The sequence below is a fragment of the Leifsonia aquatica genome, from assembly GCF_014190775.1.
GTDB lineage: Bacteria > Actinomycetota > Actinomycetes > Actinomycetales > Microbacteriaceae > Leifsonia > Leifsonia aquatica.
The window spans coordinates 13727-40337 of the sequence record NZ_JACHVP010000004.1 but is presented as its reverse complement, the minus strand read 5'-3'; the positions used below and the strand labels follow the sequence as shown (position 1 = coordinate 40337).

27 protein-coding genes and 1 tRNA gene are annotated in these 26611 nt (G+C 70.4%); 17 read left to right on the top strand and 11 right to left on the bottom strand.

The features are described 5' to 3' along the window. Positions 1–37 precede the first annotated feature (37 nt). Positions 38–811: a type I methionyl aminopeptidase gene (gene map / locus FHX33_RS16205; protein ID WP_021764521.1), complete on the bottom strand. Its 774-nt coding sequence runs from the start codon at positions 809–811 to the stop codon at positions 38–40. A gap of 46 nt (positions 812–857) precedes the next feature. Here map and FHX33_RS16200 point away from each other — a divergent pair, with 46 nt between their 5' ends. Then, entirely contained in the window at positions 858–1142 is a 285-nt protein-coding gene (locus FHX33_RS16200; protein WP_021764520.1) for a helix-turn-helix domain-containing protein, read from the top strand. Between the two features lie 97 nt (positions 1143–1239). Here the strand turns inward: FHX33_RS16200 and radA are convergent, their stop codons facing one another. Further along, complete coding sequence (gene radA / locus FHX33_RS16195; protein WP_021764519.1) at positions 1240–2601, bottom strand: DNA repair protein RadA; 1362 nt, start codon at positions 2599–2601, stop codon at positions 1240–1242. A 176-nt stretch (positions 2602–2777) separates the two neighbouring features. Between radA and FHX33_RS16190 the strand changes: the two genes are divergently transcribed. Continuing rightward, complete coding sequence (locus FHX33_RS16190; protein ID WP_039923372.1) at positions 2778–3701, top strand: alpha/beta fold hydrolase; 924 nt, start codon at positions 2778–2780, stop codon at positions 3699–3701. Here FHX33_RS16190 and FHX33_RS16185 read toward each other — a convergent pair. After that, positions 3643–4485, bottom strand: a complete 843-nt coding sequence (locus tag FHX33_RS16185; RefSeq protein WP_021764517.1) for an SGNH/GDSL hydrolase family protein — start codon at positions 4483–4485, stop codon at positions 3643–3645. The two genes, FHX33_RS16190 and FHX33_RS16185, sit on opposite strands and share 59 nt — an antisense overlap. A gap of 108 nt (positions 4486–4593) precedes the next feature. On the opposite strand from FHX33_RS16185, the gene FHX33_RS16180 reads away from it, so the two are divergent. From FHX33_RS16180 to FHX33_RS16150, 7 genes are all read left to right on the top strand, one after another. Further along, positions 4594–4683 (top strand) — tRNA-Ser (locus FHX33_RS16180). A gap of 268 nt (positions 4684–4951) precedes the next feature. Further along, positions 4952–5233: a hypothetical protein gene (locus FHX33_RS16175; RefSeq protein WP_155829082.1), complete on the top strand. Its 282-nt coding sequence runs from the start codon at positions 4952–4954 to the stop codon at positions 5231–5233. Beyond that, entirely contained in the window at positions 5230–6537 is a 1308-nt protein-coding gene (locus FHX33_RS16170; RefSeq protein ID WP_183428729.1) for a putative T7SS-secreted protein, read from the top strand. The genes FHX33_RS16175 and FHX33_RS16170 overlap by 4 nt, the downstream gene beginning before the upstream one ends. Beyond that, positions 6537–7016 (top strand): hypothetical protein, encoded by a 480-nt coding sequence (locus FHX33_RS16165; protein WP_021763474.1) that lies wholly within the window; start codon positions 6537–6539, stop codon positions 7014–7016. Before FHX33_RS16170 ends, FHX33_RS16165 begins: the two co-directional genes overlap by 1 nt. Further along, positions 7013–7297: a WXG100 family type VII secretion target gene (locus tag FHX33_RS16160; RefSeq protein WP_021763475.1), complete on the top strand. Its 285-nt coding sequence runs from the start codon at positions 7013–7015 to the stop codon at positions 7295–7297. The genes FHX33_RS16165 and FHX33_RS16160 overlap by 4 nt, the downstream gene beginning before the upstream one ends. Further along, entirely contained in the window at positions 7294–7674 is a 381-nt protein-coding gene (locus tag FHX33_RS16155) for a hypothetical protein (RefSeq protein WP_155829041.1), read from the top strand. Before FHX33_RS16160 ends, FHX33_RS16155 begins: the two co-directional genes overlap by 4 nt. Positions 7675–7798: 124 nt before the next feature. Beyond that, on the top strand, positions 7799–10504 hold the full coding sequence (locus FHX33_RS16150) for an excinuclease ABC subunit UvrA (protein WP_021763477.1): 2706 nt from the start codon (positions 7799–7801) through the stop codon (positions 10502–10504). Here the strand turns inward: FHX33_RS16150 and FHX33_RS16145 are convergent. Genes FHX33_RS16145 through FHX33_RS16135 form a run of 3 tightly spaced genes read right to left on the bottom strand, consistent with a single transcriptional unit; the run spans position 10471 to position 13493 of the window. Continuing rightward, positions 10471–11067 carry a dihydrofolate reductase family protein gene (locus FHX33_RS16145; protein ID WP_021763478.1) on the bottom strand — a complete coding sequence of 199 codons (597 nt, stop codon included), beginning with the start codon at positions 11065–11067 and terminating at the stop codon, positions 10471–10473. The genes FHX33_RS16150 and FHX33_RS16145 overlap by 34 nt on opposite strands. Positions 11068–11122: 55 nt before the next feature. Next, positions 11123–12103 carry an NAD-dependent epimerase/dehydratase family protein gene (locus tag FHX33_RS16140; RefSeq protein WP_021763479.1) on the bottom strand — a complete coding sequence of 327 codons (981 nt, stop codon included), beginning with the start codon at positions 12101–12103 and terminating at the stop codon, positions 11123–11125. 37 nt (positions 12104–12140) lie between these two features. Further along, on the bottom strand, positions 12141–13493 hold the full coding sequence (locus tag FHX33_RS16135; RefSeq protein ID WP_021763480.1) for an MFS transporter: 1353 nt from the start codon (positions 13491–13493) through the stop codon (positions 12141–12143). A 106-nt stretch (positions 13494–13599) separates the two neighbouring features. Here FHX33_RS16135 and FHX33_RS16130 point away from each other — a divergent pair, with 106 nt between their 5' ends. Further along, positions 13600–15900 carry an FAD-dependent oxidoreductase gene (locus FHX33_RS16130; RefSeq protein WP_021763481.1) on the top strand — a complete coding sequence of 767 codons (2301 nt, stop codon included), beginning with the start codon at positions 13600–13602 and terminating at the stop codon, positions 15898–15900. Between the two features lie 28 nt (positions 15901–15928). Beyond that, on the top strand, positions 15929–16711 hold the full coding sequence (locus FHX33_RS16125) for an IclR family transcriptional regulator (RefSeq protein ID WP_021763482.1): 783 nt from the start codon (positions 15929–15931) through the stop codon (positions 16709–16711). A gap of 47 nt (positions 16712–16758) precedes the next feature. Here FHX33_RS16125 and FHX33_RS16120 read toward each other — a convergent pair whose 3' ends face one another. Further along, complete coding sequence (locus FHX33_RS16120) at positions 16759–17439, bottom strand: SDR family NAD(P)-dependent oxidoreductase (protein ID WP_039922596.1); 681 nt, start codon at positions 17437–17439, stop codon at positions 16759–16761. A gap of 103 nt (positions 17440–17542) precedes the next feature. Between FHX33_RS16120 and FHX33_RS22300 the strand changes: the two genes are divergently transcribed. From FHX33_RS22300 to FHX33_RS16110, 3 genes are read left to right on the top strand one after another with little or no spacing between them, the layout of a single operon-like run. After that, entirely contained in the window at positions 17543–17851 is a 309-nt protein-coding gene (locus FHX33_RS22300; protein ID WP_420870891.1) for a helix-turn-helix domain-containing protein, read from the top strand. After that, a complete protein-coding gene (locus tag FHX33_RS22295) occupies positions 17824–18018 on the top strand; it encodes an MmyB family transcriptional regulator (protein ID WP_021757838.1) in 195 nt (64 codons plus the stop codon). The genes FHX33_RS22300 and FHX33_RS22295 overlap by 28 nt, the downstream gene beginning before the upstream one ends. A 60-nt stretch (positions 18019–18078) precedes the next feature. After that, complete coding sequence (locus tag FHX33_RS16110) at positions 18079–19755, top strand: AMP-binding protein (protein ID WP_039920997.1); 1677 nt, start codon at positions 18079–18081, stop codon at positions 19753–19755. A gap of 9 nt (positions 19756–19764) precedes the next feature. Here FHX33_RS16110 and FHX33_RS16105 read toward each other — a convergent pair whose 3' ends face one another. Then, positions 19765–20412 carry an alpha/beta hydrolase gene (locus FHX33_RS16105; RefSeq protein WP_021757841.1) on the bottom strand — a complete coding sequence of 216 codons (648 nt, stop codon included), beginning with the start codon at positions 20410–20412 and terminating at the stop codon, positions 19765–19767. 65 nt (positions 20413–20477) lie between these two features. Beyond that, positions 20478–22130: an amidohydrolase gene (locus FHX33_RS16100; RefSeq protein WP_039920995.1), complete on the bottom strand. Its 1653-nt coding sequence runs from the start codon at positions 22128–22130 to the stop codon at positions 20478–20480. Positions 22131–22278: 148 nt separating this feature from the next. Between FHX33_RS16100 and FHX33_RS16095 the strand changes: the two genes are divergently transcribed. After that, complete coding sequence (locus tag FHX33_RS16095; protein WP_021757844.1) at positions 22279–22929, top strand: TetR/AcrR family transcriptional regulator; 651 nt, start codon at positions 22279–22281, stop codon at positions 22927–22929. A gap of 34 nt (positions 22930–22963) precedes the next feature. Continuing rightward, positions 22964–23404: an MSMEG_6728 family protein gene (locus tag FHX33_RS16090; protein ID WP_021757846.1), complete on the top strand. Its 441-nt coding sequence runs from the start codon at positions 22964–22966 to the stop codon at positions 23402–23404. 18 nt (positions 23405–23422) lie between these two features. Here the strand turns inward: FHX33_RS16090 and FHX33_RS16085 are convergent, their stop codons facing one another. Both FHX33_RS16085 and FHX33_RS16080 read right to left on the bottom strand, forming a co-directional pair. Further along, complete coding sequence (locus FHX33_RS16085) at positions 23423–24931, bottom strand: carboxylesterase/lipase family protein (RefSeq protein WP_021757848.1); 1509 nt, start codon at positions 24929–24931, stop codon at positions 23423–23425. Continuing rightward, positions 24928–25527, bottom strand: a complete 600-nt coding sequence (locus tag FHX33_RS16080; protein ID WP_021757850.1) for a TetR/AcrR family transcriptional regulator — start codon at positions 25525–25527, stop codon at positions 24928–24930. The genes FHX33_RS16085 and FHX33_RS16080 overlap by 4 nt, the downstream gene beginning before the upstream one ends. A gap of 320 nt (positions 25528–25847) precedes the next feature. On the opposite strand from FHX33_RS16080, the gene FHX33_RS16075 reads away from it, so the two are divergent. Next, the gene (locus FHX33_RS16075; protein ID WP_021757851.1) at positions 25848–26603 is read left to right on the top strand and encodes an Ig-like domain-containing protein; all 756 of its coding nucleotides are present in this window, start codon (positions 25848–25850) and stop codon (positions 26601–26603) included. The last annotated feature ends 8 nt before the right edge of the window (positions 26604–26611 follow it).

Genomic DNA, 26611 nt, shown 5'->3' with positions numbered 1-26611 from the left:
CCGAGACGGCGAAGAATTCGCCGCTTCGATGGGGTGATCAGGGCGCGCGGAGGGTGAGGATCTCGGCGCCGTCGGCCGTGATGGCGATCGTGTGCTCGCTGTGCGCCGTGCGGGCGCCGGTCGCGCTGCGCAGAGTCCAGCCGTCGGCGTCGGTGACGAGCTCGTCGGTGTCGGCCATCACCCACGGTTCCAGCGCGAGGAGGAGGCCGGGGCGCAGCTTGTAGCCGCGGCCGGGACGGCCGTCGTTCGAGATGTGGGGGTCCTGGTGCATCGTCGATCCGATGCCGTGGCCGCCGAACTCGAGGTTGATCGGGTACCCCGCCTCGTCCAGCACGGTGCCGATCGCGTGCGCGAGGTCGCCGGTGCGGGCGCCCGGGCGGGCGGCGGCGATGCCGGCTCGCAGTGCGCGCTCGGTCGCCTCGATCATGGCGACGTCCTCCGGCCGCTGCGTCTCGCCGACGATGAAGCTGACCGCGGAGTCGGCGGCGATGCCGTCCAGCGAGACGGCGAGGTCGAGGGTGAGGAGGTCGCCGTCGGCGAGGGCGTAGTCGTGCGGCATCCCGTGCAGCACGGCGTCGTTGACCGCCGTGCAGATGTAGTGGCCGAACGGGCCGCGCCCGAAGGAGGGCGCGTAGTCGACGTAGCAGGACTCGGCACCGGCCTCCGTGATGAGGGCGGCGGTCCAGCGGTCGATGTCGAGGAGGTTGGTGCCGACGGCCACGCGGTCCTTCAGCGTCTGCAGGATGCGGCCGACGAGGGCGCCGGTCGCTCGGGCCCGGTTCAGTTCGTCGGGGTTCAGGATCTCGATCATTCGGATAACTATACCGGTATGACTATCCCGGTATTAGTATGGGGCCATGGTCAGGCTCCCTCTCACCCCGGACGAGATCGAACGCGGTCAGCGTCTCGGTGCGCTGATGCGCCGGGCGCGCGGGGAGCGTTCGATGCTGACCGTCGCGCTCGACGCGGGGGTGTCGCCGGAGACGCTGCGCAAGATCGAGTCGGGCCGGGTGGCGACGCCCGCGTTCCCGACGATCGCGGCCATCGCGGCGGTGCTCGGGTTGTCGCTGGATGCGGTGTGGGCCGAGATCAGCGAGGCGGACGACGTCGGCGCGGAGGTCGCGCGGTCCTTGGCCTCCTGACCGCCGCGTCGCCGAGTACGCGGATTCTCTGCGTACTCAGCGGTTTCGGGCCGAGATTTTGCGTACTCGGCGGGTGCAGTGGGTGCGGTAGTGCGGGTCAGAATGCCGCGTCGAGTTCTCGTTCGCGCGGGGTGGAAGCTGCGGTGAACGCGAGCCGCAGGGCTTCGCGGATGGAGGCGCTGCGGTCGTCGATGCGCGTGGCGAAGCCGAGGCGTGACGCTTCGGCCGTGCGCTGCTTGCCGCTGCTGACCGGGCGAATCTCCCCGGCGAGGCTGATCTCGCCGAAGGCGACCAGGTTGTGGGGGATGGCGCGGTCGGAGGCCGCGGACGCGACGGCCAGGGCGATGGCCAGGTCGGCCCCGGGCTCGGTGAGCCGCACGCCGCCGACGGTCGAGACGTAGACGTCCTTGTCGCCGAGCTTGATGCCGGCCCGGCGTTCGAGGACCGCGAGCAGCATGGCGACGCGGGAGCTGTCGACGCCGTTGGTGACGCGGCGCGGGTTGGGGGCGGCGGTGCTCACGACGAGCGCCTGCACCTCCACCGGCAGCGGGCGCCGGCCCTCCATCGCCACCGTCACGCAGGTGCCGGAGACGGGGGTGGAGGTGCGGCTGAGGAACAGACCGCTCGGGTCGGGGACCTCGGCGATGCCGTCTCCGGTCATCTCGAAGCAGCCGACCTCGTCGGTCGGGCCGAAGCGGTTCTTCAGCGCGCGCACGAAGCGGAGCGCCGTCTGCCGGTCGCCCTCGAACTGGCACACCACGTCGACCAGGTGCTCGAGGAGGCGCGGGCCGGCGATCGAGCCGTCCTTCGTGACGTGCCCGACGATCAGGATGGGCAGCTCGCGCTCCTTGGCGATGCGCACGAGCGTGCTCGCGACCTCCCGCACCTGGCTCGGGCCGCCGGCGATGCCGTCGATGCTGCCGCTGGAGACCGTCTGCACGGAGTCGATGATCACGAGCGAAGGCTTCACCGCGTCGATCTGGCCGATGATGGTCGCGAGGTCGGTCTCCGATGCGAGGTACAGCTCGTCGTGGACGGCGCCGGTGCGTTCGGCGCGCATCCGCACCTGCCCGACCGACTCCTCGGCGCTCACATAGAGGACGCGCGCGTTCCGCGCCGCTGCCCGGGAGGCGACCTCCAGCAGGAGGGTGGACTTGCCGACGCCGGGCTCGCCGCTCAGCAGGATGGCCGCGCCCGGCACGATGCCGCCGCCGAGAACCCGGTCGAACTCGCCGATGCCGCTCGGTCGTCGCCCGGCGGCCTCCGTCTCGATGTCGGTGATCGCCCGGGCGGTGCGCGCGGCGCCGATGGTCACGGGAGTGAGTGCCCGCAGCACGCCCGTGGGCGCCGCCGACTCCTCCACGGTGCCCCAGGCCTGGCACTCGCCGCAGCGGCCGACCCACTTGGCCGCCGTCCAGCCGCACTCCGTGCAGCGGTAGTTGACGTGAGCCTTCGCCACGACACCTCCTCGATCCGGGACCCACACTACGGGCGGCCACCGTCACTGGAGGGAGGATCGCGGCGATCGGGGGAGAAGCTCACGGAGTGCGGGACCTGTGGAGGGTGCCGTGCACCAAGAGGGTGCTCCGCCGTAGAGGGTTATGTGCCCGGCGCCCCCGGAGCACAATGGGCCCCATGGCGAACCTCACGTACACCCTGCGGTCCGGCCGGCGCGTCGGCGTCACCACCCTCGGCGACGCGGATGCGGAACGCATCGTCGTCTTCTGCCACCCGGCGCCGGGCACCTCCGTCTTCGATCCGGATCCCGACGCCTCCGCCACCCGCAATGTCCACATCGTCGCGATCGACCGCCCCGGGTACGGCTCGAGCGACCCCGTGCCGTACGGCGAGTGGCCGAGCATCGTGCGCGCCGCCGACGACATCGCCGAGTATCTGCGGTCGGTCGTGCTGGCCGAGCGCTCGATGGGGGTGAGGAGGGTGCGCACCGTCGGCATCGCCGGCTGGTCGGCTGGGGGCCGGGTCGCGCTCGCGTTCGCCGCGCGGCATCCCGATCTCACCGAGCGGGTCGCGATCGTCGCCACGCCCGCTCCGAACGAGGCCGTTCCGTGGATCCCGCCGCAGCTGCAGGCCGAGTCCGACCGCCTGGGCACCCTCGCCCCGGCGGAGGCCGTCCAGCAGCTCAGCGAGCAATTGGGGTCGCAGGCCGACGCCGTTCTCTCGGCCTCTGACCCGGGCGATGTACCCCCGGAAGCGGTCGGCGCCACCGCCGTCGATGCCACCGTCTTGGCGCAGCCCGGCGTGCGGGATCGGCTCGGCCGGATGTTGCAGGATGCGTTCCGTCAGGGGGCGGCCGGGACCGCGGCCGACATCCTCTCGTACACGGCGCGGCCGTGGGGTTTCGACCCCGGCGACGTGCAGGCCAAGACGCTCATCGTGGGCGGGCAGGGCGACGCGATCGCCGGCAACGCGCACGCAGCCTGGTATCAGAAGGCCGTGCCGGACTCCCGGATGGAGATGGTCCCGGGCGTCGGGCACCTCGTCATCGTGCCGGCGTGGGGGAGGGTGCTGGCGCATCTGGCGCCGAACTCGACGCGGTGACGGAGGCGGAGGTCGCTGTCGTCGCCGGTCGCCGCGGGAACTTCGTCACCGCCAGCCGCGTCACGGCGGGCAGGAACGCCGACGCCCACACCCGGTAGCCGTGGTCGTTGGGGTGGAAGAGGTCCTCGGCGAACTGCGTGAACGCGCCGCGCAGCCCCTCCTGCTTCATCGCGCGGTGCAGGGAGGCGACGGTGAGCCCGGCGTCGGCCGCCTCCTCGCGCAGGATGGCGTTGGCGACCGCGACCTTCTTCTCGTTCCACGGGAGGTAGAAGTACGGCAGATCGGCGACCACCGCATCCCGGGGCAGCGCCGCGAACACGCGGCGGATGCCCTCCCGGAACGTCGCCGGGTCGAACGCCCCGATGTCGTTCGCCCCGATCGACACCGTCACGATGTCGGGCTGCAGCGTCTCGAACCGCGGCAGCTGATCGGCCACCGCGAGGGCGACCGTCGCGCCCGACACGCTGAGGTTCACGGTGCGCACGGTGCGGCCCGTCGCGGAGCGGAGGTGGTCGGCGATCACGCCCACGTAGCTGTTCTTCGGCTGGGACGCCCCGATGCCCTGTGCGGCACTGTCCCCGATCGCGACGTAGAGGATCTCGCCCTCCACCTTCGCCGCATCCCGCCACCATTTGGAGTTCACCGGGAGCGACTCGTTCAGCTTCACCTTGCCCGCGGCGACGGCAGCCCGTTTCTGCTGCACGCGGCTCCAGGCATAGGCGGCGCCGCCGGCGATGGCGCCCGCGACTCCGACCGTCGTGACGACGCGACCCGTGGTGTTCATGCGTGCAGCGTACTCCGCGGACCGTGAGGGACGGATCGGTGGAGGCTGTGCGCTCGCTGGACGGACGCTGATTGGCGGGCCGTGGAATCTTCGCCTAAGATTGTCCGCGGTACCGTGTCCGAGCGGCCGAAGGTGCAACTCTCGAAAAGTTGTGTGGGTGAAAGCCCACCGTGGGTTCAAATCCCACCGGTACCGCCACGTGCAAGCCCCCGCGATCCTCAGGGATCCGGGGGTTTTGTCGTGTCGCGGGTCGGGCGTGCGATGCGGGCGGCCACACCTCGAGCCCTGCTGACGACCGCGCCTACGACCGAAGACACATCTCGCTCCCCGGCACTGCGCGAGGCGCGCTCTCCCGGAGATACTGAAAAGCCCGTCAGGCGAATCCCGCGTCGGAGAACGACGTTCGCGACGTCTTCTCGGGCAGGGGAATGGATGTTGGGGGTAGAGGATGTCACACCGTTTCAGGGTGGATCCTGAGCTGCTGCGTACCGCGGCCGGCGTTGCGAGCAGAGGGGCTGCGTCTGCGTCGCGGGGCAGCCTGAAGTCGGCCACTGGCCTGGGCGACGGTTTGGTCGAGCAGGCGGCGGCCCGGGTCGTGTCGAACTGGTCGAACGGTCTCGATCACCTGCACACCGACATCGGTGAGGTCGTCGCGCGACTGAAGGCGACAGCGAAGGTGTACGAGGAGGGCGACACCGAGGGCAAGGACGCTGCGGACAAAGTCGGTGGCGGGATGCCGAGTAGGTGACGGAGCTCGGACAGACCCGTGACCCGGTCGCGCTGATCCCCGGATCGGTCAGCAGTGCCCGGGCTGCCGCGACCGACTGGCGCCAGAAGTCCGTCGAAAGCGGTGAGGTCGCCACGGCGCTCGCTCGGGTGAACGTCGACGACGCCTGGAGCGGCTCGGCGGCAGACGCGTTCCGCGAGAAGTACTCCGGGATCCCCACGAAGTGGTCGGACGCGTCGAAGCACCTCAGCGCGGCGGCGAACGCGCTGGACACGTTCGCCGACTACCTCGAATGGGCGCAAGCCCAAGCAGGCGAAGCGATCGCGCTCTGGGACCAGGCCGTCGCGGCCACAGCCGCGGCGAAGCAGCAGCACGCCGCCGACATCGCGGCCGCCCGTACGGAGTTCGCCCGGGCATACCAGCTGCCGAGCACCGCGAACGCATACTCGCCCGAGATCCCGTTCGTCGACCCCGGCGACGCGCTCCGTGCCCAAGCACGAGCGGTGCTCTCGGACGCGCGCGGGCAACTCGGGGCCGCTGCCGAGCGAAGCGCCGCAGCGCTCGACACGGCCGCCGACGCCGCCCCTGCCCAGCCTGACTTCTGGGCGCTCGCGGGCGAAGCGATCAGCCTCGCCTGGGACCTCCAGGCACTGCAGGCGCAGAACACCTTCGCCATCGCCGCCAACTCCACCGCGTCGTTCTTCAACGCGCTCGCCCAGCATCCCGACATCCTGTGGGAGATCCTCGGCGGCATCGGGCTGATCTCCATCGGTACCGGCGGCGAGGCCGGCGGCTTCGCCCTCGACGCCACCGGCGTCGGCGCGCTCGGCGGCGTCCCGCTGAACATCGCCGCGGCCGGAGCGATCGGCGCCGGCACCACCGCCGTCGGACACGGCATCTTCCGCGCCGTCGCGGCTGCGTCCGGCGACAGCGCCGTCAACCCGGTCCAAAAGCAGGAAGGCATCGACCGCGGCGACGGACGCGACGACTACGGCAAGTACGCCAGCGGTAACGGTGGCGACCGCATCGCCGCCAACAAGGAAGAGATCGGGCTCAAAGACGTCGAGGATCGTTTCGGCGTCGAAGTCATTCGGGACAAGGTCCGGGCGAGCGTAGACGGCACCGACAAGGGCCGGTTCTACGACGGCCTGTTCAAGAACGCCGACGGAACCTACACCGCCATTGAAGTCAAGAGCGGTGGGGCCTCCCCTACCGCATCGCAACGTGAGTTCGACGGCTTGGTCTCGGCGGACAACCCCGCCCGGGCGATGCTTCATGGCAAGCTGATCGAGATCACCAGAGTCATACCGAAGGAAGTGCCTTGATGACCCGCGACACTCACATCACGTCGATAAACTGGGCGAGCCACATGCCCCTGGTCGACGCTGTCCGGTCACACCACGATCAGATTCAGCGCGACCTCGGGCTCCTCGACGGTCAGAAGCGCTGGAGCTACGCCCTCTGGCGTGCCCCACTCGACGTGGACTTCTGGGACATCGACCACAGCCAGTGGCCGAAATCGTTCCTGCAGTCCGGCGGCGCCGCCGACCGCATGATGCTCGAAGTCCGCTACATCGAAGATGACGGAGCGCAGCGACAGTACGTCGTCGGCCGCCCCGGCGGCGACTACCTCGGTGAACCGAGCGAGACTGTCAGCTGGACCGGTGGCCGAGAGTTCCACGTCTACCCGAACGAGGTCTTCACCGCCGACGAGGCCACCGACGTCTTCTACGGCTACTTCCAGAACGACCGCGTTCCCGATGAGTACCCGCTGCGCCGGCTCGACTTCTCGGCGTACGAATGACGATCTCCGGCGATGGTGCCGTCATCGACGCCTCCGCGCAGCAGCTGCGGCACGCGCAGGCGGCGATCGAACACGAGCTCGAATATCTCGCTGACGCTGCAGGGCTGCTCCGCGATCGGTGGTCCGGCGACGCCCAACGCGCCTTCGACCGCGCACATGCCCAGTGGCGGAACGAGATCACCGCCATGGCCGAGATCCTCGAGCAGGCCATCGGCGCACTCCAAGCGGCGAACACGGCCGCCAGCGACGCCGAGAGGGCGGCTGCTGCCCTGTGGTCGTGAGAGACAAGGGAAGCCACTCGACCGCGGAACGGAACCGCGCTCACGCCGCCGCGATCATCTTCATCGCTGCGGCGATCGTCCTCGTCATTCCGGCCGCGTCGGTGTACGGCGACTGGCAGAACGCCCTGCGTTACGGTTGGCCTGGACCCTACCGAAGTGACATCGCCGAGTGGAACGCCGACGAGACGATCTGGAAAGCCACGTTCTGGGGCATCCTGATGCTCATCGTCCTGACCGGCGCATCGATCGGCGCCGGGTTCGCAGCACGAGCGGCCCATCAACGAGTGTGGTTGGTCGTGCTCGCCGGGGTCGTCGTCACGGTGGTCGCCCTGCTCGTGGCCGCGGTGATACTGACTCGTCCGCTCGCTTCCTGGTGATCCTCGCCCGGATCGCCGTCGAGGCGTGCACCGTTGTTTCGCCGGAGACGGGTGTAAGGGTGTGACGTACCGTGCCCCGTCATCGAGACTGTCGGCATCCGGCGATGAAAGAGGGCGCGAAGCCATGACGAACGAAACCCCACCTGCGATCCAGCCGGATGTCCAGGTGCGAGGGGCGCGGGAGCACAACCTGCGGAACGTGGACCTCACCGTCCCCCGCGACGCCATGGTGGTGTTCACCGGGGTGTCCGGCTCGGGGAAGTCGTCGCTCGCGTTCGGGACACTCTTCGCGGAGTCGCAGCGCAGGTATCTGGAGTCGGTCGCCCCGTATGCCCGGCGTTTGATCGACCAGGCCGGGGTCCCCGACGTCGACTCGATCACCGGGATGCCGCCGGCGGTGGCGCTGCAGCAGCAGCGCGGCGGGCGCAGCGCACGCTCGACGGTGGGCAGCATCACGACACTGTCGAGCCTGGTGCGGATGCTGTACTCCCGGGCTGGGGACTATCCCGACGGTCAGCCCATGCTCTACGCGGAGGACTTCTCGGCCAACACGGTGCAGGGCGCGTGCCCGGAATGCCACGGCATCGGCCGGGTGTACGAGGTCACCGAGCGGCAGATGGTCCCCGACCCCTCGCTCACGATCCGGGAGCGGGCGATCGCATCGTGGCCGACGGCGTGGCACGGGCAGAACCAGCGGGACATCCTGGTGTCCCTGGGCTACGACGTCGACACGCCCTGGCAGGACCTGCCGCGCGCGGACCGCGACTGGATCCTCTTCACCGAGGAACGGCCGACCGCCCCGGTATACGCGGGGTTCACGCCGGCGCAGACGCGACGTGCGATCTCCACGGGGATGGAGCCGAGCTATCAGGGGACGTTCGTGGGTGCCCGCCGCTACGTGCTCGACACCTTCGCGACGACCAAGAGTGCGTCGATGAAGCGGCGGGTCGCGGAGTTCCTCACCTCCGCCGTGTGTCCGGTGTGCCACGGGAAGCGTCTCAAGCCGGAGGCGCTCTCGGTGACCTTCGAGGGGATCGACATCGCCGAATTCTCGCGACTCCCGCTCCGCGAGCTCTCCGGACGGCTCGCAGCGCTGGTGGACGCGGCCAGGGAGGAGCTCGCGACCTCCGGAATGGCACTCGACGAGGGAGCCCGCCGCGAGGCGACGCAGCAGAGGGTCGCCGCGGGTGGAGCGTCGCACGCCGCCGCTCCGGACGTGCGGCGGACCCCGAACCAGTCGGCGGAGAAGCGCGCAGCGGCCGCCCGCCTGGCCGCCGAGCTGCTGGAACGCCTGCGCCCCATCATCGATCTCGGGCTGGGGTACCTGTCCCTGCACCGCACGACACCGACGCTGTCCGGAGGTGAGCTGCAGCGGCTGCGGCTCGCCACCCAGCTGAGTTCCGAGCTGTTCGGCGTCGTCTACGTGCTCGACGAACCGTCGGCGGGCCTGCACCCGCAGGACGTGAACGCCCTCCTGAGCATCCTGGAGGGGCTCAAGAAGAGGGGCAACAGCCTGTTCGTCGTCGAGCACTCGGTGGAGGTGATGCGGCACGCGGACTGGCTGGTGGACATCGGGCCCGGAGCCGGTGAACGGGGCGGTCGCGTCGTCTACAGCGGAGTGCCGGACGGTCTCGCCGACGTGCAGGAGTCGGTCACCAGGGACTACCTGTTCGGCCGACGCGGACTCGATGCGCGGACTCCGCGCGAGCCGACGGGATGGCTGAGGCTCGAGCAGATCACCCGCAACAACCTGCGCGACGCGTCCGTCTCCTTCCCGCTCGGCGCCTTCACGGCGGTGACCGGAGTATCCGGCGCGGGAAAATCGAGCCTGGTCAGCCAGGTGCTTCCCGCGCTGCTCGGGGACCATCTCGGCCGACCGGTCGACCTGGACGACGACGCTCCGGAGACCGACGACCTGCTCCTCGCGGACGGGCCGGAGCAGCTCGAGGGGACCATCTCCGGAGATCTCGGCGGCGTCCGCCGGGTGGTCAACATCGACCAGAAGCCCATCGGCCGCACCCCGCGCTCCAACGTCGCCACCTACACGGGCCTGTTCGATCATGTCCGACGGCGCTTCGCGGAGACTCCGGAGGCGCGGTCGCGCGGATACCGGCCCGGCCGCTTCTCCTTCAATGTGGCCGGCGGCCGCTGCCCCACCTGCGAGGGCGAGGGCGCCGTCATGGTCGAGCTGTTGTTCCTGCCGTCGGTCTACACCGTCTGCCCCGAATGCCACGGCACCCGGTACAACGACGACACGCTCGAGATCAGCTGGCGCGACCGGAACATCGCCGAGATCCTCGCGATGTCCGTCGAGGAGGCTCAGGCCTTCTTCGGCGGCGAGAACGAGATCATGCGCTCCCTGACCGCGCTCATGGATGTCGGACTCGGATACCTGAGGCTCGGCCAGCCGGCGACCGAACTGTCCGGCGGTGAGGCGCAACGGGTGAAGCTCGCCTCCGAACTGCAGCGCGCCCAACGCGCCGACACCCTGTACGTGCTGGACGAACCGACCTCCGGGCTCCACTGCGCCGACGCCGACCGCCTCATCGAACACCTGCAGAGCCTGGTGGATGCCGGAAACACCGTCGTCGTGGTCGAACTCGACATGCGGGTCGTCGCCACCGCCGACTACGTCGTCGACCTCGGCCCCGGCGCCGGCGAGAAAGGCGGGACGGTCGTCGCCGCGGGAACACCCCAGGAGGTCGCTCGTGCGGCCGGCAGCGCCTCCGCCCCGTATCTGGCGACAGCTCTCGACGAGGCAGCGCTGGCGGCCGGAAGCAACGCCGGTGGGCGCGATCAGGCGTACGCGGGACGGCCGCCCACCCGGTAGGTGAGGGCGACGATCCCGGTGCCGAACACGCGGGAGTCGACCAGGTCGAGAGCGAAGTCGAGGCCCCGCTGAGGGAAGACGCGCTCGCCCTCGCCGACGATCACGGGGAACTGGACCAGGTTCAGTTCGTCCACCAACTCGTTCTCGAGTAGCCATCGGGCGAGCGAGACGCTGCCGACCACGAGCAGCTCGCCGTCCGGCCCGGCTTTGAGCTCGCGGATGCGGTCGGCGACATCCTCGGCGATGACCGTGGTCCCCTCCCACGTCGGCTCGGTCGTGGTGGTGGAGACCAAGTACTTCGGCTTCGAGCTGATGGCCTCGCCGAAGCTGCCGTCGGTGCTGCGGGCGCCCCAGAACGTCTCGAAGAGGCCGAACGTCTTGCGGCCCAGGAGGAAGGCGTCCGGTCGCTGCCAGGTCTCGAGGATGTACTGGACGGCGTCGCCGTCGTTGTGCGGGATCGCCCAGCCGCCTCGGGTGAACCCCGGATCCATCTCCTCGTTGTTGCCGCCGTTGGCTTGGGCGACCCCGTCGAGGGTGACCTGCAGGCTGACGGTGAGTCTCATCGTGTGCTCCTCTCAGCGGATGCGGGCCGCGCGCCCGTCGGTGCCATCCTCGCCCTCATCGCGGTCGAAGGGAACGACGCGCTTCGACGGCTCGACGGACGAACTCGGCCCGGTCGATCGCCGGACGGAAGCCGAGGAGCTCTCGGGCGCGGGCGTTCGAGGTTGTGTAGCTCGGCGCGGTGACGGGCAGGGTCACCTCGACCGTCCGGAGGCCGGCGGCTTCGGCGAGTTCGCGCGCGAAGAGGCCCAGATCGGTGGACTCGTCGGGACCGAGCCCGATCACCTGATGACCCTTCGTGCTGACTTCGAGCGCGAGGACCACCCCCGCGGCCAGGTCCGGCGTCGCCAGGATGCCCATCTGCACCGGGGCGCCGTCGGCTCGCGAGGCGACGAGCAACGTTTCGTCGTCACCCGCGTACGGCTCCAGGGTGGCGACGACGTCGCTGTTGCCCGCCGCCCCCTCCCGCTCGATGCGGCGGCTCGCGAAGAACCGCGGTCCGGAGAAGAAGGAGTCGGGGTCGAGGATCTCCGCGGGGTCCTGCGTGTGCGAGAAGCGGAGAACGACGGTATCCCAGTGGTTGTCGCGGCCCGCGAAGGCCACGAGCTCCTCGGCGAGCACCTTGCTGACCCCGTACCACGTCGTGGGACTGCGCGGGTGGTCCTCGTCGAGCGGCTGGTAGGCGGGCGCGTTCTCCGGGTAGACCTCACCGGTGGATGCGAGCACGAACCGCCTCGTGGACGGGCCGAGCGCGCGGATCAGCCGTTGCGTGGCCGTCACGTTGGCGGCGAACACCTTCTCCGCCTCCGCCGGGTTCCACGACATGTACGCGCCGAGGTGAGCGACCGCCTCCACCTCCGCGAGGCGTGGATCGAGCCGGGGGAGGTCGACGAGGTCGCCGACGAGGTAGTCGGCGCCGGAGACCGGGTCGCGTGGCGCGACGAGATCGAGGCCGATGACGTGGTGCCCGCGTTCGACGAGCTGAGCGGTGACGGCGCGGCCGACGCGGCCGGAGGCGCCGGTGACGGCGATCTGCATGGAATGCTCCTGTGGGGGTGAGGCGGGTGGGGGCCGGTCAGGCTTGCAGCGGCGTCTTGAACGTCTCCCGTGCCCGGAGCACCGTGATGAGAGTGATCAGGGCCGCCGCCATGACGTAGAAGGCCGGCGCGAACGTGTTTCCGGTGGACGCGATGAGCCAGGTGGCGAAATAGGGCGTGATCCCGCCGAAGATCGCGACGGAGAAGTTGTAGGCGATCGCCATGCTGCCGTAGCGGATGTTGGTGGGGAACAACTCCGCCATCGCGGCGCTGGAGGCTCCGTCGAACGCTGCCATGAACACGCCCAAGAGGATCATCGCGATGGTCGCCGCGAAGAAGTTGCCGACGCTCATCAGCATGAGCGTGGGATAGGTGAGCACCAGGAACCCGAGACAGCCGGCGATCATCACGGGTTTGCGGCCGATCTTGTCGCTGAGCAGACCCATGAAGGGCACCAGGATCGCGATCGCGAGAAGCCCGATCACGGTGACGCCGTAGCTGAGCGGCTGGGAGTAGTGCAGGTCGGTCTGCAGATACGAGGGCATGAAGGTCTGCAGGATCCAGTGCCCGACGGCCTTGATCACGACGAAGCCGACGCAGAACAGCAGCGCGCGCCAGGAGGTCTTCAGCGAGGTGCGCAGCGGGGAGGCGCTGACATCCCCTTTCGCCTGCACGGCACGGAACTCCGGGGTGTCTTCGAGCCGCCTGCGCAGGTAGAGTCCCGCGACGCCGAGGGGGAGGGCGAGGATGAACAGCACGCGCCAGCCCCAGGCGTTCAGCGCGTCCGCGCCCAGCGTGGAGGTGAACACGAGCACGAGCCCGGCGCCGACCACGAACGCGGCGAAGCCGAACACGTCCACGAAACTGGAGACGAACCCTCGCCTGTTGGACGGCGCGTACTCGGCGAGCAGCGTCGTCGCTCCCGAGCTCTCTCCGCCGGCGGCGAACCCTTGCACCAGGCGCACGATCACGAGCAGGAGGGGAGCCCACAAGCCGACCATGTCGTAGGTGGGGAGCAGGCCCATCACCACGGTCGCACCCGAGGTGACCAGGATGACGGTCGCAAGCGTCGTGCGGCGTCCGATCCGGTCTCCCAGCGATCCCCAGAACAGGCCGCCGAGCGGTCGCATGATGAAGCCGGCGCCGAAGACGGCGAAGGCGGAGAGGAGTGCGGCCTGCGCGTTGCCCTGCTGGAAGAAGTTGACACTGATGACGGTGGCGAGCGTGCCGTACAGGCCGAAGTCGAACCACTCGACGAAATGGCCGGCACCGGCGGCGAAGATCACCTTCCGAATCCGCTGGGATCGGGCGGCGTCGTCGAGTGGGGTCGCGGCCGACGCCGCGGCGGCGGCGTCGGTGGGCGATTCGATGTTCTGCGGGTGCGGAATCATGGGGGCTCCTACATCATTGTCGGACGGGTGGCGCAAATGTACCATCGCGCGGTACTCAATTTCCACTGAATGATAATCAAGTACCGCTGAATGATACGGTGGGGCCATGCATGAGCGCACCAGTTCCACAGACGTCGTCGTCGTCGGAGGCGGGCTCGCCGGAGTCTCGGCGGCGGTCGCGGCCGCCCGCCTGGGGTCCTCGGTCGCCCTGATCACCAACCGGCCGGTGCTCGGCGGCAACTCCTCGAGCGAGGTGCGCGTCTGGGTGGTCGGCGCCACGGCGCACGGAACCCAGCGGTTCTCCCGTGAGACCGGGATCATGGGCGAATTGTTCCTCGAGAACCAGTACCGCAACGCGGAAGGGAATCCGCACTACTGGGACCAGGTCGTCCTCGACCTCGTCCGAGCCGAGCCGAACCTGACACTCCACCTCAACACGGATGTGCGCGCGGTCGACATGCACGAGGGGGGCACCGCGATCCGCTCGGTGACGGGATGGACGATGGGCAGCGAGTTGCTGACGACGTTCGTGGCCCCGGTTTTCCTCGACTGCACGGGAGACGGACTGATCGGTCACCTCGCCGGTGCCGAGTACCGCATCGGGCGCGAGTCGCGCGCGGAGTACGGCGAGGAGTGGGCACCGGAGGAGCCGGACGACGAACTGCTCGGCAGCTCCCTCTTCTTCTACACGAAGGACGCGGGGCGACCGTCCCGCTTCGTCCCCCCGAGCATCGCGAAGGACATCGGCGGGACGCCCATCCTCGCCAACCGCATCATCCGCACCGGCGACAACGGCTGCGACTACTGGTGGATCGAGTGGGGCGGCGAACTCGACACCGTGACCGAGAACGAGCGGATCCGGGACGAACTCTGGGGCGTCGTCTTCGGCATCTGGGACCACATCAAGAACTCGGGAGCGTTCGAGGCGGAGAACCTCACCCTCGAATGGGTCGGTTCCCTGCCGGGCAAGCGCGAGTACCGCCGGTTCGTCGGTGACCACACCCTGACGCAGAACGACATCCTCGACCAGGTGGCGTTCGACGACGCCGTGGCGTTCGGAGGCTGGTCGATCGACCTGCACCCCGTCGAAGGCGTCTATGCCGATCGCGCCGGTGCGCAGCAGCGCTACAGCGCGGGCACCTACGACATCCCGTTCCGCAGCCTCTACTCGCGCAACGTCGACAACCTGCTGTTCGCCGGCCGCGACATCTCGGCATCCCACGTCGCCTTCGGTTCGACGAGGGTGATGGCCACCTGCTCGACCCAGGGGCAGGCGGCCGGCACGGCGGCGTCGCTCGTCTCACGGCTCGGCATCACCCCGCGGGACCTCGGTCGCGATCACCTGGATATGCTGCTCGCCACGCTGTCCCGGGAGGACGCGCCCGTGGTGGGGTTGCACGCTGCGGACCCGGAGGACCTCGCGACACGTGCGGCGGTCTCGGCGACGAGCACGCTCGACACGCTGACCACGCGGGCTTCGGTGACCGGTGAGCGCTATCCCCTCGACCGGGATGTCGCCGTCGTGCTCCCCGTCGACCCCCGGCTGGATTCGATCACCTTCCTGGTCGACGCGCCGGTCGGCACCGAGCTCGCGGTCGAACTGTGGACCACCGGCAAGCCCCAGAACTACGCGCCCATCGCTCACGTCGCCAGCACGACGGCTCTCGTCGCCGCCGCTGCGGACGGGTCGCTGACGGCCGAGGCGCAGTTCGATTGGGTGCCTGCGGGCCCCTGCAATGCGGTGATCGTGGTCCGGGCGGCCGCGGACGCGAGCCTCCTGCTCACTGCCGACCGGCCCTACGGCGTGCTCGCGCTGGAGCGCCGCCTGGCGGCGGATGCTGCGTTCGATCACCACATCGCCGAGGAGAGCGACCAGCCCGTGACCGATTGGGTCGCCCGCAAGCTCCGCCGGAGGAGCTTCGCCTTCTCGGCGTCGCCCGCGACGGCCGCCTACCGCGCAGAGCTCGTCACCGACGGCTATCAGCGCCCGTTCGGCGGCCCGCACCTCTGGTCGTCCGCCACAGTCGCGGAGGGCAGAGACCTGCGCGACGATCCGGAGCGCATCCGCTTGGACTGGCCGGAGCCCGTGCGTCTCGGTTCCGTACGGGTCGTCTTCAACGACGACGTGGACGAGGATCTCGTGAACCTGCATCACCACCGCACCGACTTCGACGTCGTCCCCGAACTGGTGACCGACTACCGGATCGACGCGCTGGTCGACGGCGTCTGGGTTCCGGTCGCCGAGGTGACGGGAAACAGGCACCGCCACCGGATCCACGACATCGCACCGCTGATGGCATCCGCCGTGCGCTTGTCGGCCCTCGCCACCGCGGGCTCTCGGGAGGTCACCGTCTCGGCGATCAAGGCATATTCTGAACCGAGCGGTCGGGTGCACCCGTGGACGTGACGACCGGACCGACAGAGAGGAACCGCCCGTGCCTGCCGAAATCCAACAGGGCATCGGACGCGCTGCCGCGGCGCTGACGGCGATCGGCGACTCCACATCGGAGACGGTCCGCGCGTCGGACGTCGCCCGAGCGATCGGCCTGGGCGCTTCGACGACGGCACGCCTCCTCGCCTCTCTGGAGGAACTCGGTTACGTGCGCCGCGACCCGGCGACGGGCTTCTATTCGATCGGCACGGCCATCCTGGAACTCGCCAGCCACGGCCTCAACCAGAACGCCGTGCACAGGGAGTCCCGCGCGGCCGCCCAGGAGCTGGCGCAACGCATCGGACTCAGCGTGAACGTCGGCGTGCGGGACGGGGCGAGCGTCGTGTACCTGTGCCACTTCGAGGGGGCGCTCGCGCCCAAGTCGCACACGATGATCGGGATGCGCCAGCCCCTGCACGCGTCGGCCCTGGGCAAATGCCTGCTCCTCGATCTCACGCTGGATGAGCGTCGCGCGCAGCTCGGCGACGACTTGGCCGCTTACACGGCGAACACGATCACCGACCATGGGGCGCTCGCGGCCGACCTCGCTGCCGCGGGGATCCGCGGGTACTGCGTCGAGGACCAGGAGCTGGCTCTCGGCCGATCGGGTCTCGCCGCGCCGATCCGGGATGCGACCGGTGACGTGGTCGCAGCGATCTCCGTCTCCGGCCGGGTCTCGGTGATGCGCGACCGGGATCGGAGCGCGCTCGTCGAGCAGCTCATCGAGACGGCGGACAGGATCAGCGTCGGTCTCGGACTCATCACGGCCGTTCCGCACCACGTCTGACACGGGGACCGCCGCGGCGTGCGGTATCGGCCTCCCGCGCGTCGCCCCTAGTAGTCGATCCGCCCCTCCCTGTTGTGGAACTCCCCGGTGGGCCCGTCGGCGTCGATGGTCGCGAGCGCCACGGTCGCATCGGTGCCCTCGGTGACGGTCTGGTGACCGTTGTGGCGGTTGAAGTCGGTGGCGGTGTAGCCCGGGTCGCTCGCGTTCACGCGGAAGCCGGGCAGGTTCTTCGCGTACTGCACGGTGAGGGCGATGACCGCGGCCTTGGAGGCGGCGTAGGGGATCGCGGTGACCGGGAACTCGTCGTGGCCGTCCGTGGAGAGCCAGCGCGGCCAGCCGACGCCGGAGGCGACGTTGACGATGACGGGCTGCTCCGAGTCCCGCAGCAGCGGGAGGGCGGCCTGGGTCACGCGGACGAGGCCGACGACGTTGGTCTCCAGCACCTCCCGGATCGCGGCGGCGTCGAGGTCGTCGACGCCGAACGAGCGGCCGAGGATGCCGGCGTTGTTGACGAGGACGTCGAGCCGGGGGAGGGAGGCGATCGCGGCGTCGACGCTCGCCTGGTCGGTGACGTCGAGCTGGACGGGGCTGGCGCCGAGGTCGCGCACCTCGGTGGCGGAGGCGAGGTCGCGCATCCCGGCGTAGACGGTGTGGCCGGCCTCGAGGAGGCGGCGGGTGGTCTCGAGTCCGAGGCTGCGGTTGGCTCCGGTGATCAATGTGGTGGTCATACTGACGATCCTCCGCCGCACCGCGCGCATCCCCCAGGCTCCGGTCGTCGGTGGGACCGTGAGTACCACCCAGCACGTCGCGACCAGACGTAGCCTGGACGACGTGAGCGAATTCGCGCAGGTCCTGCGATCGTGGCGCGACCGCGTCGACCCGGTCGAGGCCGGCCTCCCCGCCGGTCCGGGCCGCCGCACACCCGGGCTGCGACGGGAGGAGCTCGCGGCGCTCGCCGGAGTGAGCGTCGACTACATCGTCCGGCTCGAGCAGGGCCGGGCCGCGAACCCGTCGCCGCAGCTGCTCGGCGCGCTGGCGCGGGCCCTGCGCCTGACGGAGGAGGAGCGGGATCGCCGGAGTTCGCCGGGCTCTGGAGCGAGGCCGGGATCGCGGTGCACAAGTCGAGCAGGAAGACGCTGACGCGCACGGCGGCCGGCCCGATCACCGTCGACTGCGACGTGCTGACCGTCCCCGACGGCGACCTTCGCATCGTCGTCTACACGGCCGTGCCGGGCAGTGAGGACGCCGCGAAACTCGACCTGCTCCGGGTGACCGGCACCCAGCGATTCGCGGGGGCGCCGGCGTGACCGGCGCTTACACGACGCTCCCGTAGCCTCCCGCCCCGCGACATGCGGCACACTGTGGTGATGACCTCCATGGAGAGCTTCGGGGCGGCTCGCGACACCCTGCTCGAGCACCGCACCGACGAACGCGCCGCAGCCGCCACCTTCGAGTGGCCGGATGTCGGCCCCCACTTCAACTGGGCCGTCGACTGGTTCGACACGATCGCCCTCGGCAACGAGCGGCTCGCCCTCTGGATCGTGGAGGAGGACGGCCGCGAGACGACGGTCACCTACGACGCGATGCGGCAGCGCTCCGACCAGGTCGCCGCCTGGCTCGCCTCCACCGGCGTCCGGCAGGGCGATCACGTGATGCTCATGCTCGGCAACCGCGTCGAGCTGTGGGAGTCGATGCTGGCGATCATGAAGCTGGGCGCAGTGATCCTGCCGACCACGACGCTCCTGTCGAGCACCGACCTCGCCGATCGGCTCGAGCGGGGTCAGGTGCGCCACGTCATCGCCGACGCGGCGGAACTCGACAAGTTCGACGGTATCCAGGGCGACTTCGGGCGCATCGCGGTCGACGGGGGAGCGGGTTGGCGGGACTACGCCGAGTCGTACGCCGAGCGCGACGCGCGGCCCCAGGTCACCGTGAGCACCGACGACCCGTGCCTCGTCTACTTCACCTCGGGCACGACCTCCAAGCCGAAGATGGTGGTGCACACGCACTCCTCGTACCCGGTCGGGCATCTCTCGACCATGTACTGGCTCGGCGTCGAGCCCGGCGACATCCACCTGGCCATCAGCTCGCCCGGCTGGGGCAAGCACGCCTGGAGCTGCTTCTTCGCACCGTGGATCGCCGAGGCGACGGTGTACGTGTACAACTACCGCCGGTTCGACCCCGCGGCGTTGCTCGCCCGCCTGGACGAGGCCGAGGTCTCGACCTTCTGCGCGCCGCCCACCGTGTGGCGGATGCTCATCCAGTCCGCTCTCGGCCCGAAGCCGCGCGCGCTCCGCGAGATCCTGTCGGCCGGCGAACCGCTCAACCCCGGCGTGATCGCCGCCGTCGAGCAGGCCTGGGGGCTGACCATCCGGGACGGTTACGGCCAGACCGAGACAACGGCCCTGATCGCGAACCCGCCCGGAGCCGCGCTCGTCCCCGGCTCGATGGGGCGGGCGCTGCCGGGAGTCGCGATCGCGATCGTGGACCCGCTCACCGGCGAACGGGCGAACGTCGGGGAGATCTGCCTCGACCTGACCGTGGAGCCCGTCAACCTGATGTCGGGCTACCTCGGCGACGACGAGAAGACGGCGGCGGCACGCGCCGACGGCTACTTCCACACCGGTGACGTGGCCGAGCAGGCCGACGACGGCACGATCACCTTCGTCGGCCGTACGGACGACATCTTCAAGTCCTCGGACTACAAGATCTCGCCGTTCGAGGTCGAGAGCGTGTTGCTGCGGCACCCGGCGGTCGCCGAATCGGCCGTCGTGCCGGCCCCGGATGCGACTCGGCACAGCGTCGTGAAGGCGTACGTCGCGCTCGCCGAAGGATGGGCGCCCGACGCCGAGACCGCTGCAGCGATCTTCGCGCACGCCCGCACGGAGCTCTCGGCTTTCGAGCGCGTGCGCCGCATCGAGTTCTTCGAGCTGCCCAAGACGATCTCCGGCAAGATCCGCCGCGTCGAACTGCGCGAGCGGGAGGAGGCCGCCTTCGACCGCGGCGAGGCGATCGACAGCGAGTGGCGCGCCGAGAGCGTGTAGGCGAGCCGCCTATGCGGGCGATCTGCGGAGGCGCTCGCCCGTGTAGAGGAGTGCCTGCTGAGCGAACGTGGCCGATAATCCGTGGTCCTCGCCCTCCAGGTCGACCGTTACGGCAGTGGTGTGCTCGGTCAGCCACCGTCGCGATGAGGCCGCCAGGCGAGGGGTGATCACATCGTCGCGGTCACCGAGCCCGTACCAGACCTCGGGGCGCGCTCGCCTGACACCGGGATGAGGCCTCCGGTCCCACACGTATCCGGCGACGACCGCGCACGACACGTACGCGGCCGGGCGCTTCCGCAGGAGGTGGAGGGCCATCGCGGCACCTTGCGACCACCCGACCAGGGAGACCTCGCTCGCCTCTTGCCGGTCGATCCACTCGGCGACGCCGCGCGCCACGGCGGACATCGCGCTGTTGCCCTGGGCCATGCGCAGTTTCTGGCCGCTGAAGTTCACCCACGCCCAGCCCCGGCCTGCGGCGGCCGGACCGCGCAGGGACGCGCCGACGGTCCCCGGCGGCAGCGCACTGAAGTGCTGGGCCCAGTCGGTCTCGTCGTGGCCGAAGCCGTGCAGGAGCACGATGAGCGGACGCCCGGCTCGTCGCCCCTCCGGCGCGGACCAGAGGACGGCGGCGTCGTCGACAGGCACCACGTCGTTCACGGGTTCTCCTTCGCCTGGGGGACGCCCCAGGCTATCCGCTCGCGACGCGGAGCCTCCCGAAACGGTCAGTCGACCTGCGTGTGGACGACCCGCCCTTCGACCCAGGTGGACGTCACTCCGGAGAGGTGGATGGCGTCCGCCGGGGCGTCGAACGGGTTCGGCTCGATGACGACGAGGTTGGCCAGGTAGCCGGGGGCGATGCTCCCCGTGTCGTGGTCGCGGTGGTTCGCGTAGGCGGAGCCCGAGGTGTACGCCGCGAAGGCCGTCTCGAGGTCGAGGCGCTGGTGCGGGCCGCCGAGCGGCTCGTCGTCGCGGCCCGGTGAGACCCGGTTCACCGCGATGTGGATGGCCTCGATCGGGTTCGCGCTCGACACAGGCCAGTCGCTCCCCGCGGCGAGGCGTGCGCCATAGCGGTGGAGGTCGCCGAACGGATACTGCCGGGCCTCCGCCTCCTCTTGGAGGAAGGGCAGCGTGAGCTCGTCGAGCTGCGGTTCGTGGCATGCCCAGAGGGCCTGGAGGTTGGCGATCGCGTCCAGCTCGGCGAACCGCGGTGCGTCCTCCTCGGCGACCACCTGCAGGTGCGCGAGGTGGTGGCGGCCGTCGGTCGCGCCGTTGGCCGCGCGAGCCGCTTCGACCGCGTCGAGCGCCTCCTGGACCGCCCGGTCGCCGAGGGCGTGGAAATGCACCTGGAAGCCCTCGCGGTCGAGGGCGGTGACGTAGTCGCGCAGCAGCTCCGGGTCGATGAACGAGAGCCCCGCGTTGTCGGTGTCGTGACCGTGGCCATCGCGGTACGGGGTCTTCATGGCGGCGGTGTGGTTCTCGGCCACGCCGTCGACCATGATCTTCACCGTTCCCAGCTGGAACCGGTCGGGGTCGACGGCCGCGATCTCGTCGCGGCGCGCGACCATCTCGGCCACCTGCTCGGCCCCTCCGCTGCGCGACCACCACTGAGCGCCCACGACGTGGGCGACGAGCGCGCCCTCGTCGACCGCTCGACGGTAGACGGCGAGGTTCTCCGGGATGCCGGCGGCGCTGCCGATGAGGGCGTCCTGCCAGCCGGTGACACCGAGTGCGAGCAGCTCGGACTGGGCGCGGAGCAGGCCCGCATAGACGAGCTCCTCGTCGACGGGCGGCAGCACCGGGTCGAACGCGTCGCCGGCGCCCTCGTGGAAGGTGCCGGCCGGGAAGCCGTCCGCCTCCCGTTCGATCCGGCCGTCCGCCGGGTCGGGGGTCGACGCGTCCAGCCCGGCGAGCCGGATCGCCGCCGTGCTCGCCCACGTGCTGTGGTGGTCGCGGCTGCTCAGCAGCACCGGCCGATCGCCGACGACGGCATCGAGTGCCTGCCGCGTCGGAGCTCCCCCGGGGAAGTGGTCCATGGCCCAGCCGCCGCCCAGGATCCAGCCCTCCGGGTGGGCGTCCGCGTATCCAGCGACGAGGCGCAGCGCGTCCGCGGCGTCCTCGGACTCGGCGAGGTTGCACAGCAGCAGTTCCAGGCCGCCGCCGACGGGATGGATGTGCGCGTCCTGGAACCCCGGCGAGAGCAGCGCCCCGTCGAGCTGGACGAACCGGGTGCCGCCGCCGCGGTGCGACTCCGCCTCGGCCTCGGGAACGACGGCGGCGATGCGGCCGCCGCTCACGACGACGGCGAGTCCGGTCACGGGAGCCCCGGCCCCGGTGAAGACGGGACCTCCGGTGAAGATGACGTCTGCTGCTGCCACTCGATCGCTCCTGTCTTCATCGAACGCGGGATGAGCGGGATGCTACGGGCCGCGCAACACCGGTGTCAACAGTGTTGACATGGTTACCTCAGGATCTATCGTGGGGTGAGCGGCGGCCATCCCGGGCCGCCGAGGAGGGTGAGAATCGATGGCGCACGCGCGCGAGACGCTCGGAGCTCCCCGTGCGCGCTTGTCCCGCGAGCGCATCATCGAGGCCGGGATGATGCTCGCGCAGGGTGCCGACGCGTCCGCGATCTCGGTGCGGAGCATCGGCTCGGCGCTCGGCGTGGATCCCACCGCCGCGTACCGCCACTTCCCGAACAAGCACGCGCTCATGCAGGCGCTCCTCGACGAGCTGCTGACGCGGGTGCTCGCCCGCGTCGACCTCGCGGCCGACTGGCGCTCGCGGCTCCGCTCCGTGGCCGTCGCCACCCTCGACGTCTTCACGCTGTATCCCGCGATCGCAGTGGAGGCCACCGTCCTGACGACCAACGGGCCGGCGGAGACGCGGACGATCGAGCTCATCCTCGCCGCGTTCGCCGAGGCGGGGCTCGACAGTGCGCCGATGGTCCGCCACTACGCGCTGTTCTCGTCGCTCGTCCTCTCCGGCGCGGCCGGGATCGCACGCGCGCGCAGCAGCGACGGCCTGTGGCTGGAGGGTCCGCTGCGCGTCGACCCGACCGAGCATCCCCACGTCGCCGCCAACGCGAGCGAGCTCGTAGCGTTGCGGGACCGGGAGATCTTCCTGTTCGGCGTCGAGTCCATCCTGGAGGCCGCCGAACGGCACGCCGCGCCCTGAGGGCGACGGCGCGGCCCGGCGTACCGTGTGCCGCGTGCAGACCTTCCTCCCGTATCCGTCCTTCGCCGAGAGCGTGCGCGTCCTCGACCGCGCCCGGATGGGCAAGCAGCGCGTGGAGGCGTTGCAGGTGCTGCGGGCGATCACCGTGCCCGGGTATGGATGGCGCCACCACCCGGTCGCACTGATGTGGCGGGGATACCTCCCAGCGCTGACGAAATACGCGCTCGAGTCGGCGGACGCCTGGATCGAGCAGGGGCATGCGGACACGGTGCGCCCGCAGGTGCTCGCGTTCGCCCCGGAGGTCGCCGACCTCGCCCAGGACGATCTCGAGCTGCCGCCGTGGATCGGCGACGCCGGCTTCCACCGCAGCCACCAGTCGAACCTCGTGCGGAAGGACCCGGAGTTCTACCGGCCGTTCTTCCCGGAGGTGCCGGACGACCTCCCCTACCTCTGGCCGGGCGCGACGCGGGACTGAACGCCCGCGCCGCATCGCTCAGACCAGCGCGCGCACCGAGGCGTAGCCGTCGGGCAGGAGGTCGGGGGAGGCCGGGTCCCCGCCGAACACGCGCGTCGCGCCCTCGGCCTCCGACCAGGGCCGCCATCCCGGTGCACCCTCCCGGACGAAGGCGACCGCCGCCGCGTGCAGGGCGGTCGCGAGTGACTGCGGCGGGTTGTCACCGGCGATGAAGTCGACCTTCTCCGCGTCGAGGCAGTCGAACCAGAACGGCACGTCGAGGCAGTGGGCCGCCCAGCCGAGCTTGGGCGACACCCATGAGAAGCGGTAGACCCAGGTCGGGTGCGCCGCGCGGGCATCGGCGATGCGGACGACCGGCGCCCGGAACACGCTGTCGGTCACGAACCGGCCGAGCACGGCCGCGGTGCCCTTGCGGCGCTGCGGCGCGTTGGCGGCGAGGTAGGCCTTGCGGCGCGCCTTGTCGGCGAGCAGCTTGGCGAGGGCGATCCCGGCCGGGACGAAGCGGAGCTTGTTCTTCGCGGAGTCGGTGGCCATCGTGAACTCGTCGTCGTTGGAACCGAGCACCAGGGGCTTGTCGCTGCCGACCCCACTGCGGAGGGAGTCGAGGGTGGACTGCGCGAGCAGGTCGCCGTCGATCATCGGACCCCAGGGCAGCCCCTCCGAGAGCATCGCGTTGACGCCGGCCATGGGATCCAGGTCGTCGGGATTGGTCGCCTTGTCCTGGAGCTCGAGGATGCGCGCCTCGGGCACCGTGGCGAAGCCGCCCCGGTCCGCCTCGACGCCGGCGAGGCGCGCGAGGTTCTGCGCGATACCCTTCGCCCGTGCCTCGGTGACGTCGCCGAGGGCGCCGGAGAGGCTCCACACGGCCCGGAAGAGATGCTGCGCGGCGGGCATCCCGAGCAGCGTCAGCACGGCGCCCCCGCCGGCGGACTGCCCGGCGATCGTGACCTGCGCCGGGTCGCCGCCGAACGCCGCGATGTTGCGCTGCACCCAGTCGAGGGCGAGCAGCCAGTCGCGGACCCCGCGGTTGCTGGGGGCGCCCTCGATGTAGCCGAAGCCGTCGAAGCCGAGCCGGTAGGAGAGGGAGACGGTGACGACGCCGTCGCGGTTGAACGCCCGTCCGTCGTACCAGGGGCTCGCGGGCGAGCCGGCCGTGTAGCCGCCGCCGTGGATGTAGACGAGCACGGGCAGCGACGCCCCGGGCTCCCCGGGTGCAGGCGTGGACACATTGACGTTCAGCGTCGAGTCGCCCGGGATGGAGGGCTCGGGGATGAGGGTGATCTCGGCGAGCTGCTTGCGTTGCGGCGTCGCGCCGAGCCGCGTCGCCTCCCGAACGCCCTCCCACGGGGCGACCGGGACAGGTGCCTCGAACCGCAGCGGGCCGACGGGCGGCTCGGCGAACGGGATGCCGAGGAACGCGGCGGACGACTCGCGCCACACGCCCCGGACATCGCCGGCGTCGATCCGGACGACCGGACCTGTCGTTGCGGGATCGGTCGCGTCGACGTCGATGGCGGGATCGCTCATGGGGTGGTGCTCCGTTCCGGGGTGAGGACGCCGAGGGCCACGAGCAGTCGCTCGAGCTCCGACGCCATGTCGATGGTGGGATCCTGCAGCCACATCGTCTGCAGGCCGTCGGCTGTGGCGTTCAGGATGGTGCCGAACGCCGCCGTGTCGAGGTCGGCGGGGTACCGCCCCGCGCGTTTGCCGTCGTCGACCATCCCATCGAAGAGGGCGTGCATCGCGGCGCGTCGTGCGACGAAGAAGCGGTGCGCGGGATGGGCGTGGTCGCTCGCCTCGGCGGCGAGGCGGGTGTACAGCTCGACGAGTCCGGGGACCTCGGCGTTGTGGCGCATCACGCGCAGGAAGACGCGGAACGGGTCGCCGGACGCGGAGCGGTACGTCTCGAGATCGAGGTCGTCGCGCTTGCGCAGGATCTCGGTGAAGAGCTCGTCCTTGCTGTCGAAGTAGTGCAGCAGACCGGCCTGGCTCAGCCCGGCGGCGTCGGCGAGCTCCTTGACGGACGCGCCGCGGTATCCCTCCCGGGCGATCACCTCGAGCGCCGTCGAGAGGATCTCTTCGCGCTTGGCGACGCCCTTCGCGTATGAACCCCGTCGTGCCATGGGTCGACCATAAACCGAATGGCGCTTGCTTTTCAATCGACGGTTCGTTGTCGCCGAGGAATTGCGTAATCGAGCCGGGCCGACCACGGTCATGAGCCGAGCACGATTTCGGAAACGTTCGCCGTGACTACGGAGGTCCATCCCTCGGCTGCTGAGATGGGGTGCGCGCGGCCCAACATTTTAGTTAGTCCGGTGGGAACGCGGGCCATCCACATACGTACCCCTCGTTCCGGAGGCCCACCCCTTCACCGGATCCCGATCCCGTTTCCCGACCCGCCCGCGCCGCTCAGGCGCACTGCGCCCTCCCGATTGGAACACACATGTCCCGCGCCCTGCGCATCTCCCTCGTCGCGGCCGCTGTCGCCATCACCGCGGCTCTCGCGGTCCCCTCCGCCGCCCAGGCCGCCGGCAACGAAGGGCTCACTCTGACCTCTCCCGGCGCCGGTGCCACGATCGCTCCCGGCCAGGTGTTCACGGGCAAGGCCCTCCCGCCGGCGGCCCAGCCGGGCGACGAGATCCGGCTGCACGTCTTCCCGATGTCGAGCCCGACGGAGGAGGCCTGCGCTCCCGAGTCGGTGGTCGGCAGCTCCCGTGTGGGATCGGACGGCTCGTTCGCGATCACGATGGAAAAGACCGTCCGGGATGGCAAGGTCGTCCCCGTGGTCTGCACCGACACGGGCAACGCGTCACCCGGAATCCTCACGCTCGACAACCCGTTCACCTTGACCGCGCCCGCCGACGGGAACACCCTCCGTGTCGACGATGCGACCGTCTCCGGAGTCGGTAGCCCCGGCTCCACGGTGAACGCCATGGACGACAACGGCAAGCCGCTCGGCAGCGCCGTGGTGGCGGACGACGGCACGTGGACGCTGACCATGACCGATGTCGCCCAGGGTCCGCTGGACGTCACGTTCACCCAGGGCGCCAAGACCATCGATGTCGACTTCGTGATCGCCGCGGAGACGGAGTCCTCTCCGCTGGTCGATCCGGCCATCGCGGGCGGAGCCCTCGCCCTGGCCGTGGCCGCAGCCGGTGCGGTCTTCCTCCGCCGCCGCAGTCTGAGCACCAGCGTCTAGGACGCACG